Here is a 13,422-nt window from a genome sequence, read left to right as displayed (position 1 = left end):
GTTTAACGCAGGGTCTCAATTGGACCTTCGGCGCGACCATTCACAAATTGCTCCACATAGGGATCGCCGCTTTGCGCCATATCTGTCTGACGACCGCACCATTGAATGGTCCCGCGATGCAGCATGGCCACTTTATCGGCGATGGTGTGCACAGAGGTCATGTCATGCGTTATGGTCATGGCCGTCACCCCCATCTCCACGACGATTTCGCGGATCAATTCGTTGATGACACCGGACATAATGGGGTCGAGCCCGGTGGTGGGTTCATCAAAGAAGATAATTTCTGGTTCGGCGGCAATGGCTCTCGCAAGGCTGACACGTTTTTGCATGCCGCCAGAGAGCTCGGCCGGAAAGCGATCTGCCACGTCCGGCGCCAGACCCACGCGGCGTAATTTTTCGATGGCAATTTCGCGGGCCTCTGCCAGGGGGCGTTTGAGCGCGCCGCGCTGAAGCCGGAACGCTACATTTTGCCAGACCGGCATTGAGTCGAAGAGTGCACCGCCCTGAAACAGCATGCCAAAACGGCTCAGAAAGGCGTCGCGTTTGACCTTGGTGACATCTTGCCCATCGACCAAAATCCGCCCCTTGTCCGGTTGGATGAGCCCTAGAACTGTTTTGATCAAAACAGATTTTCCGGTGCCCGAACCGCCGACGATTACCATGCTTTCGCCGCGCTCGACGGTTAAATTCACCCCACGCAGCACATGATTGGAGCCAAAGGATTTATGTATGTTTTCAAAGGTTATCATGCTGTAAAGAATACCGCTGTGAGCAGGAAATTTGCCGCCAAAATCAAAACCGCTGCCGCTTGCACGGAAGCTTTGGTTGCCGCGCCCACGCCCTGCGCGCCGCGGCCCGAGTTCAGCCCATAATAGCATCCCATCAATGTGGCGATAAACCCAAAGGCCATGCCCTTGGCCATTGAGGAGAGGATATCGGCAGAGGTTAGGAAGTTCATCGTGTTTAAAATATAGGTGGCGGGGTTAAAGCCTAGGGTTTGTGTGGCGACGATAAAACCGCCAAAAATGCCGATGCTATCGGCCACGGCGACCAAGACGGGCCCCGCCATGAGCCCAGCCAAGACCCGCGGCATCACCAAATATTTCATCGGGGCGGTGGACAGGGTGACAAGCGCATCAATTTGTTCCGTGACTTTCATCGTGGCCATTTCAGCGGCGATGGAACTTGTGACACGCGCAGCAATCATCAACCCCACCAAAACCGGTCCCAATTCGCGCACCATGCCAATAGCAACAATTTGCGGCACAACCTCAGGAGCGTTGAAGCGCGACCCGCCGGAGTAAATTTGCAAAGCCAAAGCCGCCCCGGTGAACAGGGCGGTCAACCCGACGACGGGCAGGGACAGGTAGCCGACATTCAACAGCGCGGTGAAAAATTCGCGCAGATAAAATGGCGGGCGAAAGACATGGGACAGGGTGGCCAGCGCAAAGAGCACCAAACGGCCCAAAGCGGAAATCGCATCGATGCATAAGCGCCCCAGCGCACGGACAATCAAGATCATCTGCGCGTTCATTGATTCACATAACGCCGCGCATAGCGGGCGCCCAGCGATGTGAGAATTTCATAACCGATCGTCCCGGCTTTATCTGCCAATTCATCCACCGATTGATAGGGACACAGGATATCCAAAGTCTCGGGCGGTTGTGGCAAGGCTGTGACATCCACGCCAATCATATCCATTGAGACCCGTCCGACGATGGGGCAGGCTTGGCCCTCGTGCCACAGCGACGCGTTATTGTACAGGGCGCGCAGCAGCCCATCGGCATAGCCGGCGGCGACAGTTGCGATCCGGGCAGGGGCACTGGCGCTCCAGCTGTTGCCATAGCCCACGGTTTCCCCTTCCGCAACATCGCGAATTTGAATCACCGGCAAAGACAAATGCACCACAGCTTCGGCCTGAGCATAGGGCGCGCCGCCATACAGGCCGATACCCGGGCGGGTCATGTCAAAATGATACTCCGGTCCCAGTAGTATCCCGCCCGTCGCGGCCAGCGAGCGTTTCAAGCCCAAGCCATCGGTCATTGCGCAAAATTGCGCCAATTGTTGCCGGTTCATCGGATGATCGGGTTCATCGGCACAGGCCAGGTGACTCATGACCAAACTTGGGTTTAATCCAACCACCAAATCCCGTACCGCCTCCCATTCCGAGGCCTCCATGCCCAAGCGGTTCATGCCGGTGTCAAGCTGGACCCCAAAGGCATGGCCGGGTAGGGCTTCCAAATGGCGCGTCAGCTGGTCCAAAGAGTTAAGCAAGGGCACGAGATGCAGATCATGGATCATGTCCGTATCGCCCCGCATGTGCCCAGAGAATACATAAATAGTCACATTATCGCCCAATTCACGGCGAATTGCCGAGGCCTCTTCTGCGGCGGCCACAAAGAAATGTCGCACCCCCGCAGGATAGAGCGTGCGTGCAACCCGCCCGGAATCCAGACCATAGCCATCGGCTTTGACCACAGCGGCCGTTTCAACATTTTCGGCAGACATGCGATCTAAAGTGGACCAATTGTTGGTGATCCCCTTCAGATTAATCGTTAAATTTCCTGTGCTCATGGGGCGCTTCGGTCCTGCTATTTATAAATTTCACCGGGATTTTATGCGCCGAATTGGGCAGAGGGTCAATCGACTGATGCTTTAGAATTCATCCTCAAGCGATTGTTGCCATGGTTTGACGAGATTGCCAAAGCGGGTGAACTGCCCTTCAAAACTCAACTCGACTGTGCCAATTGGCCCATGCCGCTGCTTTCCGATGACCACCTCGGCCTTCCCATGCAGCCGCTCCATTTCTTCTTGCCATATGGCCATTTTGTCGAGCTCGTGATCGCCCGGTTTTTCGCGTTCTTTGTAATATTCTTCGCGGAACACAAACATTACCACATCCGCATCCTGCTCAATCGAGCCAGATTCGCGCAGATCTGACAATTGTGGCCGCTTGTCTTCACGGTTTTCCACCTGACGCGAGAGCTGTGAAAGGGCGACCACTGGAATATCAAGCTCTTTGGCGATGGCTTTGAGGCCCATAGTGATCTCGGAAATCTCATTCACCCGGTTTTCTGACCGTCCAGTGCCGCGGACCAGTTGCAGATAGTCCACAAATAATGCGTCCAGCCCATGGGTTCGCTTCAAACGGCGTGCGCGGGCGGCCAGCTGGCTGATCGGCAGGGCCGGGGTATCATCAATGAACAAAGGCGCCGCCTCCAGCTCCTTAGCCGCATCGACAATTCGGCGAAACTCGCCCTCAGTAAAATCACCCCGACGAATTTGGTTTGAGGGGATTTCCGCCACTTCAGATAAAATACGCGATGCAAGCTGTTCGGCGGACATTTCAAGGCTGAAAAAACCAACAACCCCGCCGTCAACTGCACCCTCTTCACCAGAGAGTGTGATCCCTTTTTTATAGGCGCGTGCGATGTTAAACGCGACATTGGTGGCCAATGACGTTTTGCCCATTGAGGGGCGACCGGCCAAGATTAGAAGATCTGACCGGTGCAGCCCGCCCAGCTTTTTGTCCATATCAATCAGCCCGGTCGATACGCCGGCGAGTCCGCCTTCGCGTTGATAGGCGGCATTGGCGACTTTAACCGCATCGGTGACGGCGGTGAGAAACGATTGGAAGCCTTGCTCGGTCTGGCCTTGCTCAGCCAAGGCATAGAGTTTTTGTTCAGCTTCAATAATTTGCTCGTTAGACTCGCTTTGCACTTCAACGCGGGCCGCCTTCGCAGCGATCTCATTGCCCACGTCGATCAACTCGCGGCGGATGGCGAGGTCGTAGATCATTTCGGCATAATCGCGCACGGCAAAAGAGGATATTGCCGCGCCTGCGAGTCGCATCAAATATGCAGGCCCACCTAATTCCGCGAGCCCCGCATCATCTTCCAAAAAGGCCTTCAAAGTGACGGGGCTGGCTAGATTATTTTTGGCGATGCGGGCGGCTGCGGTCTCAAATATCCGCGCATGTACCGGGTCATAAAAATGTTCAGCTCGCAAAATTTGCGCGACGCGGTCGAATAGATCGTTGTTCGTGAGGATGGCGCCAAGCAATTGTTGTTCGGCCTCAATGGAATGCGGCACGCCAAGAGGCGCCACGTCGCTCGCGGGGGGCTGCAGATTCGCAATCTCACTCATATCCGTCTCCTCAATGGTCCACGCTTACTGCAGTTCAGGATGTTTGGCCATGTGGAACAGATCGGTGCACAACCTGTGGATAAGCCAGGGATTGGGAGCTCATACCGGCTAATTTGTCGATCCTGCGCTAGATCTAGTAGCGCGCGACTGCCTGTGTACTTTGCAGCGCAATAGAGCCGCCACAGCGCGCCAGCTTGTCCACATTCTGTACACAGGTTTATCCTAGGAAATTATTTGGCGCGCGCGTCTTGCCACGCTTCGGGAGATTTCAAAAAGATTTCCACCTCGCGCAGGGTCTTACTATCAAATGCGCCCTGCGCTCGGGCTTCCACCAGAACGTCCCACCACGTGCATAGGTGATGTAAAGTCACCCCATGATCGCCGAGGGTTTTTTCGGTCTGCGGGAAAATTCCGTAATAAAAAATCACCGCCGTATGCGCGCAGGTTGCGCCGGTCTCTCGAATGGCATCGACAAAAGAGATCTTGGATCCACCATCGGTGGTCAGATCTTCTACCAGCAGAACTCGTTGCCCTTCGGACATGGCTCCTTCAATGCGGGCGTTGCGGCCGTAGCCTTTGGGTTTTTTCCGAACATAGGTCATCGGGAGCGCCATCCGCTCGGCCACCCAGGCGCCAAATGGAATACCGGCGGTCTCGCCGCCGGCGACATTATCAAATGCTTCAAACCCGGCGTTGCGCATCACAGTCACAGTCAGAAAATCCATCAAAGTGCTGCGAATACGCGGGAAGGAAATCAGTTTGCGGCAATCTATATAGGTTGGAGATGGCTTGCCAGAGGCCAATATAAAGGGCTCATCGGCATTGAAATGCACGGCTTTAATTTCCAGCAGCATTCTAGCGGTCAATCGCGCGATTTCACGTTGGTCGGGATAGCTTGTTGGTATCATGAGCAGGGCCCTTTGTTGCTATGCGCTCAGCTCGACACGGTCCAGTGAAGATCAAAGCCAGGATTGAAGAGAGTGACCGTACCGGCGCCCGAGTCGATATGCTTGGGAAATTGTACCGGGTCGCCCTTCGTGAGGGTGATCGTATCGGCATTCGGCGCCAGGCCGTAAAACTTTGGGCCAAAAAGAGCGGTGAAACCTTCGAGCCGATCCAGCGCTCCGGCAGCTTCAAAAACTTCCGCCAAACACGACATGGTATTTGTAGCCGAAAACACACCGGCGCATCCGCAGGCGCCCTGCTTTGCCTCATCGGTATGGGGGGCGCTGTCGGTGCCTAGGAAATAACACGGATTGCCGCTTGTTGCCGCGTCAAGCAGGGCCATGCGATGGGTCTCGCGTTTGGCAACAGGCAGACAATAATAATGGGGCTTTATTCCGCCAGCGAGAATGTGATTGCGGTTGATGATCAGGTGATGGGTCGTGATTGTGGCGGCCAGCTGGCCCGGATCAGATTTTGCATAGTCAGCGCCCTCGGCGGTTGTGATATGCTCCATAACTACTTTCAGCCCCGCCACCCGGCGGCGCAGAGGATCGAGAACCCGGTCAATAAACACCGCCTCGCGATCAAAAATATCAATATCCGCATCGGTGACCTCGCCATGCACGCACATGGGCATACTAATTTCGGCCATCTTCTCCAGCACCGGTTGCAGCTTGTCAAAATCTCTCACGCCGCTGGCTGAATTGGTCGTCGCTCCGGCAGGGTAAAGTTTGGCCGCCGTCACCAGTCCCGAGGCATGGGCCGCGGCCAAGTCTTCTGGGTCACTTTGTTCGGTCAAATAGAGTGTCATGAGCGGTTGGAAATCCGACCCAGCGGGCAGGGCGGCCATAATGCGGCTACGATAGGCTGCGGCCTGGGCTGCGGTCACCACCGGCGGGACCAGATTTGGCATGATAATGGCGCGTCCAAAATTACGCGCGCTTTCCGGTGCCACAGCCTTCAGCATGTTGCCATCGCGTAAATGCAGATGCCAATCATCGGGGCGGGTGAGAGTCAAACGATCTGTCATAGCTGCTGTTTAACCGGGCCGGAGGGGCGCTGCCAGGGCAAATTTGCTTTACATAGAGAGCGTTTGCAATCAAGCGCGCACCTCTTGTATGGCGCGGCGGTACGACCCATGATAATGGTTCGGTAAATAGTCACGAAAATAGGAGATGCGCCGATGTTGACCTTTGTCCTTTCTGTGATTGCAGGTTTCGCCACCCCTTTTGTAGAGCCATTCTTGACCAAGTTGATTCAGCCGCGTTTGGATAAATTTCCTGTGCATGAGGTTGAATACCGCACGATTACCTTCGTTTTTCTGCTACTCGGCGTCGCCATCGCTGCGATATCCTCGGGTGTGGTGGTCTCGGCTTTCACGGTTTTGTTCGGTGGACTCTTGGGTCTTTTCGGACTGCGCTTGTTCAAAGTGATCAAATCTGTGACGAGCGGCACCGAAGGAGATGCCCAGGACCGCTAGGCGCCAGCTGATCTATGCAGCGGTTGCATAGCGGGAATGTGGTTTTTTGCACTGCCCAACCCTGTGGATCGTACCTACTTACGGGTCAACGCGACACAGGAGCTTTTCAAATGGCAATTATCGTAGACGTCCCACACGGCAACCGCATCGCCGCCGGTCTGAACCGAGTGTTCAACGGCATTCTTAACTTCCTGGTATCCATCAGCACAGCGCAATCGCGTGTGCGTCAGATTGAATTTCTCTGCGCCCTGACCGATGAAGAGCTGGCCGAGCGCGGCCTGTCCCGTCAAGACATCGTGCGCTATGTCTACCGCGACGCCTATTACATCTAAGTGAGCTATGCCTCAGGCGCTGGCCTGAGGCACTTGGTCCCGACGTTTGCCCCTCGGTTGATCCTTCATCATCCATTAGGTTTGCAATTTTGCGCCCATGGTCGTCTTGAGCATGAATCTCCGCGTAATGCCAATTTGGAACAGGCCTGGTGTTGCCACTGGGAAGTGAATATCTGCAATACTCTATTGTCATGCAGAAGCCTTTGCTCAAACAAAGATCCGAGCCGGCTTACCTCAAAGAAAACCCGTCATTAAAACCATATTCAATATGGGCACCTGGCAGAAATTTAGAATTTCAGACCCAGATTGAAACCTAGTGCGTTGATTGGTTTGATATAATCGCGCGAGGGTGCCGGGGTGCGCGCACCCAGGAGGCATTTTTGCCCTTGGCGGTTTTCAGCGGCGGCGCAGTTAGAAGGCAAAAACTCCCCGCCGAGGCGAGGAGTTTTCAATCTTTTGGGGGCGGCGGGTGCCGCCGCAATTGCGCTTAAGTCAGGCTTTCATCGATCGCCTTGCAGGCCGCAACCAACCCTTTGACTGCGTCGACGGATTTGTTGAACATCGCTTGCTCGTCTTTGTTCATTTGAATGTTGATGACGCGCTCAACGCCGCCGCCGCCGATTACAGTTGGCACGCCGACATACATGCCCTTGAGGCCCAAAGCGCCATCGACATAGGCCGCACAGGGCAGAACACGCTTTTGATCGCGCAGATAGGCCTCGGCCATTTCAATCGCAGATGTGGCCGGAGCATAATAGGCCGAACCTGTTTTGAGCAGCCCGACGATCTCGGCGCCGCCATCGCGGGTGCGCTGGATGATCGCGTCCAGCTTGTCTTGCGTGGTCCAGCCTATGCTGACCAGATCGGGCAAGGGGATGCCGCCGACGGTCGAGTAGCGGGCCAGGGGCACCATAGTGTCACCGTGACCACCCAAAACAAAGGCTGTTACATCCCGCATTGACACATTGAACTCGAGGCTCAAGAAGTGACGGAACCGCGCGCTGTCGAGCACGCCAGCCATGCCGCAGACCATATTATGCGGCAGGCCAGAGAATTCGCGCAGCGCCCAGACCATCGCGTCAAGCGGGTTGGTGATACAGATCACAAAGGCATTGGGGGCGTGATCGCGGATGCCTTCACCCACAGATTTCATGACTTTGAGATTGATTCCAAGAAGGTCATCGCGGCTCATGCCCGGTTTGCGCGGCACACCAGCCGTCACAATGCAAACATCCGCGCCGGCGATATCGGCGTAAGATTGCGTACCGGACATGGCGGCATCAAAGCCTTCGGAGGGGCCAGATTGTGCGATATCCAAGGCTTTGCCTTCGGGCATGCCTTCCGCAATATCGAAAAGCACGATGTCGCCGAGTTCTTTAAGGGCGGCTAAATGAGCCAACGTGCCACCGATCATACCGGAGCCAATGAGAGCAATTTTGGGTCGTGCCATGGGGATCTTCCTCAAATGTGAATTTGCAAGAGCGGTTACACCCAAATACGCCGCGTGCCAAGGGAACATCGCGGGAAATCGCATCAGGGCGTGGTGCTCTGGCGTGTCAACGGGTAGGATTTGCTGCAATGCGGCAAAATGCACTTGAATTTTAACTTCGATTGATGGCAGTTATGCGCAACATTATTGCGAGGCTAAAAATGACTCTACGGCCCTATCGTTCTGTTCTCTACATACCGGGCAGCCGGACGCGTGCGCTTGAAAAAGCCCGCAGCATGCCGGTGGATTCGATAATTTTCGACCTCGAAGATGCTGTGGCGCTTGAAGAAAAAGCCTCCGCTCGGGCGACTCTGGTCGCCCATCTGTCGGACGGAGGTTATGGGGTTCGCAGTCAAATTATTCGCATCAATGGGCTAGATACCCCCTGGGCGGCAGTAGATATTGCTGCGATTGCCGAAGCCCGACCGGAGGCGGTTTTATTGCCCAAGGTCGATAACGCCCAAATGATTTCGCAGCTCAGCGCAGCGATGGACCGGTATGATGGCTTCGAGAACACTCAAATTTGGGCGATGATGGAAACCCCGCGCGGCATTTTGAACGCAGCAGAGATTGCTGACGCGCCGCGTATGGGGGGCATGGTCATGGGGACCAATGATTTGGCCAAGGATCTCAACACGAGGTTCGATCCGACGCGCGCGCCCTTGTTGGCGGCGTTGAGCCACTGTGTCTTAGCTGCAAAAGCGGCCGGAATCGTCATTGTTGATGGGGTTTATAACGCCTTCAAGGACGATGCAGGTCTGCAGATTGAGGCCGCGCAAGGGCGCGATATGGGCTTTGACGGCAAAACCTTGATTCATCCGGCCCAGGTGGCGGTTGCCAATACAGTCTTTGCACCTTCTGATGTGGAACTTGATCTGTCTGAGCGGCAAATCGCGGCCTTTGAGGCGGCGACGGCCGAGGGGCTTGGCGTTGCGGTTGTGGATGGAAAAATCGTGGAGAATTTGCATATTGAGACCGCTCGCGCCACCTTGGCTAAGGCTGCGATGATTGCAAAACTGGAGGACACGGCATGAAGATCTACAGGTTTTTGTCCGAAGACGATTCGTCTAAATTTTGCCACAAAGTGACAGAGGCCCTGTCCAAAGGCTGGGAGCTTTATGGAGATCCGACCTATGCGCATGATGCAACGGTGGGCGTGATGCGCTGTGGCCAGGCCATCGTCAAGGAGGTTGCCGGAGAGTATAGTCCTGAGATGAAACTGGGAGAGCAATAATGAAGACCAGTGCAGGATTGTTTTTTGAAGATTATCGAGTGGGGCAGGTCATCGATCATGCGGTCCCGCGGACGGTGGGGACCGGTGAGCGGGCGCTTTATCACGCGCTTTATCCGGCGCGCCACGCGCTCTATTCCTCCGATCACTTTGCGCAAAACTGTGGTTTGCCGCAAAGCCCGTTGGATGACCTGATCGCTTTTCATGTGGTTTTTGGCAAAACTGTGCCAGATATCTCTTTAAATGCCGTGGCCAATTTGGGCTACGCAGAGGCGCGCTGGCTGCGGCCTGTCTATCCCGGGGATACACTGCGCGCGCGCTCAACTGTCATTGGAGTGAAGCAAAACTCAAGCGGCAAAACAGGCGTTGTTTGGGTGCGCAGTGAGGGGTTCAACCAAGCAGATGAGATGGTGATGTCGTTTGTGCGTTGGGTTATGGTGCGTAAGAGGGATGCAGCGGCCCCTGCGCCGCAAACCGTTGTGCCGACGCTGGCACCGGCCGTTCTAGCATCGGATTTGAGTGTGCCCGATGGGTTGAGCTTTGCCGATTATAACACTGGTTTAGCCGGAAGTTTTTATCTCTATGGTGACTATACCATTGGCGAAGTGATAGACCATGTTGATGGCGTCACTCTGTCAGAGGCCGAACATATGATGGCCACCCGCTTGTGGCAAAATACTGCGAAAGTCCATTTCGATGCCACGACTCGACCAGATGGTCTGCGCTTAATCTATGGTGGGCATGTCATATCCATGGCGCGGGCCTTGTCCTTCAATGGGCTGGGCAATGCGCAAATGCTTGTAGCGATCAACGGGGGAGCCCATGCCAATCCTTGCTTTGCAGGGGACACGTTGCGCGCTTGGAGTGAGGTGCTGGATAAGTCGGAAACCTCTAATCCCTCCGTTGGTGCGTTGCGTTTGCGGTTGGTGGCGCACAAGGGGGTGTCGCCGAATCTGCGCGGAGATGACGGCAAATATCACAGCGATGTGTTGTTGGATCTTGATTATTGGGCCTTGATACCGCGGTAATTCTGCCGCCAGCTAGTGTTTCGTGATCACAAAATTTATTCGTGATCACGAAATGCAAAAAAACGACTATTAACGCCCAGACTGCGGTAATTTGCCCGTCATAACCCTGGCCTTCAGGGCTTGCACATGGCACGAACCCCGTAGAGTATGCTTGGACAAGCTGAGAGGGATATATCATGTCTGATGTTAATCGTGGCAATCGCCCGTTGTCTCCTCATTTGACGATCTACCGTCCTCAAATGACATCGATTTCTTCTATATTTGTGCGCATCACAGGAAACGCCCTTTTGGCCGCGACGCTTTTGTTGATCGCTTGGCTCTTAGCGGCATCGACCAGCGCAGTGGCTTTTGCTTGGGTGCAATGCGTGATCACAAGCTGGTTCGGCGACTTGGTCTTTCTTCTGTCGCTCTGGGCGCTTTGGTATCACATGCTCGGCGGCCTGCGTCATTTGATTTGGGACACCGGTCGCGGATTGGAGTTGAAAACCGCAGAGCGTATGGGTTGGATGATGATCATCGGATCGCTACTTCTCACCGCTCTCACTGTAATTTGGCTGTAAGGAGCGCATGATATGGCTTTTTTGACCGACCGCAAACGCGCAAGCGGCCTTGGCGCTGCGAAAACCGGAACGGAGCATTTTTGGGGTATGACGATTTCCTCCGTGGCTTTGCTCATGCTCGTGCCAGTTTTTCTGTTCACTGTGGGACCAATGATTGGACAAGACTATGAGGCGGTAACAGCCCACTTTGCCCGCCCGTTTCCCGCATTGGTCGCGCTTTTGACCTTCATTGTTGCATTGCTGCATTTCAAAAACGGCGTGACCGTACTGATTGAGGACTATGTACACGGCCTGGCCCGTAAGGTCTGGATTATCATCATGACCTGTGTGTCCTACGCGGCCATCGCTGCGGCTGTTTTCGCCATCGCGCGCCTCGCCCTTTAAGTTTCGGAGACCATACCTATGGCTGCTTATGAATATGAAACCCATGATTTCGATGTTGTGGTGGTTGGGGCTGGGGGCGCAGGTTTGCGCGCGACACTCGGGATGGCCGAACAAGGCTTGCGCACAGCTTGCGTCACAAAAGTTTTCCCAACTCGCTCCCATACGGTGGCCGCTCAGGGTGGCATTGCTGCAAGTCTGGGCAATATGGGCCCTGACAGCTGGCAGTGGCACATGTATGACACGGTCAAAGGATCCGATTGGCTTGGCGATACAGATGCCATGGAATATCTCGCCCGCGAGGCGCCCAAGGCAGTCTATGAGCTGGAACATTACGGCGTGCCTTTCTCGCGCACTGAGGCGGGAAAAATTTACCAGCGCCCCTTTGGTGGCCATACGACAGAATTTGGTGAAGGTCCGCCGGTGCAGCGCACCTGTGCCGCCGCCGACCGGACGGGGCACGCCATTTTGCATACGCTCTACGGCCAGTCTTTGAAGAATAATGCAGAATTCTACATCGAATATTTCGCCATTGACTTGGTAATGTCACAGGATGGCGTGTGCCAAGGGGTGGTGTGCTGGAAGCTGGATGATGGCACCATGCATGTGTTCAACGCCAAAACTGTTGTATTGGCCACGGGCGGCTATGGGCGCGCATATTTCAGTGCGACATCGGCGCATACCTGCACTGGCGACGGTGGCGGCATGGTCGCGCGGGCGGGGCTGCCGTTGCAGGACATGGAATTTGTGCAATTTCACCCCACGGGCATCTATGGATCGGGCTGCTTGATCACAGAAGGTGCGCGCGGTGAGGGTGGATTTTTAAGCAATTCGCAAGATGAGCGATTCATGGAGCGCTATGCGCCGAATTATAAAGACTTGGCGCCGCGCGATTATGTCTCGCGCTGTATGACTATGGAAATTCGCGAAGGGCGCGGTGTGGGACCTGAGGGGGACCATATCTACCTCAATCTGAGCCATCTACAACCCGAAGCCCTCGCGGAGCGCCTGCCGGGAATTTCAGAATCTGCCAAGATATTTGCCGGCGTTGACGTGACCAAGGAACCAATTCCAGTTCTTCCTACAGTGCACTATAACATGGGCGGCATTCCAACGAATTTCTGGGGTGAAGTGCTGAACCCAACAGCCAAAGACCCCAATGCCATTGTTCCCGGCCTGATGGCTGTGGGCGAAGCGGGCTGTGCCTCGGTTCATGGGGCCAACCGTTTGGGTTCGAACTCATTGATTGATTTGGTGGTCTTTGGCCGCGCCGCTGCGATCCGTGCAGGTAAAACCGTCGATGCGGCCGCTCCAGCGGCGGCGATGAATATGGCGTCTGTGGACAAAGCTTTTGACCGCTTTGATGGGCTGCGCCACGCGGCGGGTCATTTGCCCACCGCAGATCTGCGCCTCGAAATGCAAAAAACCATGCAGGCGGATGCGGCGGTGTTCCGGACCTCGAAGACCTTAGCCGATGGGGTCGATAAGATGACCGCTGTGGCCGATAAAATGAGAGATATTAAAGTGACAGACCGCAGCCTGGTGTGGAATTCCGATCTTATGGAAACTCTGGAGCTTACCAATTTGATGCCGAACGCCATGGCGACAATCGTAGGCGCAGAGGCGCGCAAGGAAAGCCGTGGTGCACATGCGCATGAGGATTTCACCGAACGTAACGATGACAATTGGCGCGTGCATACCATCGCTCGGGTGGATGAATCACAGGTTGATTTGAGCTACCGACCAGTGATTACCGAACGGCTGACAACCGAAGACGAAGGGGGCATTTCCCTGGCGCAGATCGCACCGAAAGTGAGAACGTTCTGATGC

The 13,422-nt window shown here is 55.1% G+C and carries 15 protein-coding genes; 8 read left to right on the top strand and 7 right to left on the bottom strand.

Annotated elements, in window-relative coordinates; translation table 11 throughout:
* Positions 1–2 precede the first annotated feature (2 nt).
* From ABLW18_RS11325 to pyrC, 6 genes are all read right to left on the bottom strand, one after another.
* Entirely contained in the window at positions 3–749 is a 747-nt protein-coding gene (locus ABLW18_RS11325) for an ATP-binding cassette domain-containing protein (protein WP_347824911.1), read from the bottom strand.
* Complete coding sequence (locus ABLW18_RS11320) at positions 746–1,534, bottom strand: ABC transporter permease (RefSeq protein WP_347824910.1); 789 nt, start codon at positions 1,532–1,534, stop codon at positions 746–748. The genes ABLW18_RS11325 and ABLW18_RS11320 overlap by 4 nt, the downstream gene beginning before the upstream one ends.
* Positions 1,531–2,574: an alanine racemase gene (alr, locus tag ABLW18_RS11315; RefSeq protein WP_347824909.1), complete on the bottom strand. Its 1,044-nt coding sequence runs from the start codon at positions 2,572–2,574 to the stop codon at positions 1,531–1,533. The genes ABLW18_RS11320 and alr overlap by 4 nt, the downstream gene beginning before the upstream one ends.
* Positions 2,575–2,655: 81 nt before the next feature.
* Positions 2,656–4,146, bottom strand: a complete 1,491-nt coding sequence (locus tag ABLW18_RS11310) for a replicative DNA helicase (RefSeq protein ID WP_347824908.1) — start codon at positions 4,144–4,146, stop codon at positions 2,656–2,658.
* 230 nt (positions 4,147–4,376) lie between these two features.
* A complete protein-coding gene (locus ABLW18_RS11305; RefSeq protein ID WP_347824907.1) occupies positions 4,377–5,054 on the bottom strand; it encodes an orotate phosphoribosyltransferase in 678 nt (225 codons plus the stop codon).
* A 26-nt stretch (positions 5,055–5,080) separates the two neighbouring features.
* Entirely contained in the window at positions 5,081–6,121 is a 1,041-nt protein-coding gene (gene pyrC, locus ABLW18_RS11300; protein WP_347824906.1) for a dihydroorotase, read from the bottom strand.
* Between the two features lie 153 nt (positions 6,122–6,274).
* Here pyrC and ABLW18_RS11295 point away from each other — a divergent pair, with 153 nt between their 5' ends.
* Together ABLW18_RS11295 and ABLW18_RS11290 are read left to right on the top strand one after the other, a co-directional pair.
* Positions 6,275–6,571 carry a hypothetical protein gene (locus ABLW18_RS11295; protein WP_347824905.1) on the top strand — a complete coding sequence of 99 codons (297 nt, stop codon included), beginning with the start codon at positions 6,275–6,277 and terminating at the stop codon, positions 6,569–6,571.
* Between the two features lie 110 nt (positions 6,572–6,681).
* Complete coding sequence (locus ABLW18_RS11290) at positions 6,682–6,903, top strand: DUF1127 domain-containing protein (RefSeq protein WP_347824904.1); 222 nt, start codon at positions 6,682–6,684, stop codon at positions 6,901–6,903.
* Positions 6,904–7,390: 487 nt separating this feature from the next.
* On the opposite strand, the gene mdh is transcribed toward ABLW18_RS11290, so the two are convergent.
* On the bottom strand, positions 7,391–8,353 hold the full coding sequence (mdh, locus tag ABLW18_RS11285) for a malate dehydrogenase (RefSeq protein ID WP_347824903.1): 963 nt from the start codon (positions 8,351–8,353) through the stop codon (positions 7,391–7,393).
* 200 nt (positions 8,354–8,553) lie between these two features.
* Here mdh and ABLW18_RS11280 point away from each other — a divergent pair, with 200 nt between their 5' ends.
* From ABLW18_RS11280 to sdhA, 6 genes are all read left to right on the top strand, one after another.
* A complete protein-coding gene (locus ABLW18_RS11280) occupies positions 8,554–9,426 on the top strand; it encodes a CoA ester lyase (protein WP_347824902.1) in 873 nt (290 codons plus the stop codon).
* Positions 9,423–9,626: a DUF1737 domain-containing protein gene (locus tag ABLW18_RS11275; RefSeq protein WP_347824901.1), complete on the top strand. Its 204-nt coding sequence runs from the start codon at positions 9,423–9,425 to the stop codon at positions 9,624–9,626. The genes ABLW18_RS11280 and ABLW18_RS11275 overlap by 4 nt, the downstream gene beginning before the upstream one ends.
* Positions 9,626–10,651 carry a MaoC family dehydratase gene (locus ABLW18_RS11270; RefSeq protein ID WP_347824900.1) on the top strand — a complete coding sequence of 342 codons (1,026 nt, stop codon included), beginning with the start codon at positions 9,626–9,628 and terminating at the stop codon, positions 10,649–10,651. Before ABLW18_RS11275 ends, ABLW18_RS11270 begins: the two co-directional genes overlap by 1 nt.
* Positions 10,652–10,827: 176 nt before the next feature.
* Positions 10,828–11,211: a succinate dehydrogenase, cytochrome b556 subunit gene (sdhC, locus tag ABLW18_RS11265; protein WP_347824899.1), complete on the top strand. Its 384-nt coding sequence runs from the start codon at positions 10,828–10,830 to the stop codon at positions 11,209–11,211.
* Between the two features lie 12 nt (positions 11,212–11,223).
* Positions 11,224–11,595 (top strand): succinate dehydrogenase, hydrophobic membrane anchor protein, encoded by a 372-nt coding sequence (gene sdhD, locus ABLW18_RS11260; protein ID WP_347824898.1) that lies wholly within the window; start codon positions 11,224–11,226, stop codon positions 11,593–11,595.
* Between the two features lie 18 nt (positions 11,596–11,613).
* Entirely contained in the window at positions 11,614–13,419 is a 1,806-nt protein-coding gene (sdhA, locus tag ABLW18_RS11255; protein WP_347824897.1) for a succinate dehydrogenase flavoprotein subunit, read from the top strand.
* Positions 13,420–13,422: the final 3 nt, after the last annotated feature.

It is taken from the genome of uncultured Planktomarina sp., assembly GCA_943788425.1.
In the GTDB taxonomy this organism is placed as follows: Bacteria; Pseudomonadota; Alphaproteobacteria; order Rhodobacterales; family Rhodobacteraceae; genus Planktomarina.
Note: the sequence above shows the minus strand (reverse complement) of the source record. Positions and strands in the feature narration are given on the sequence as shown.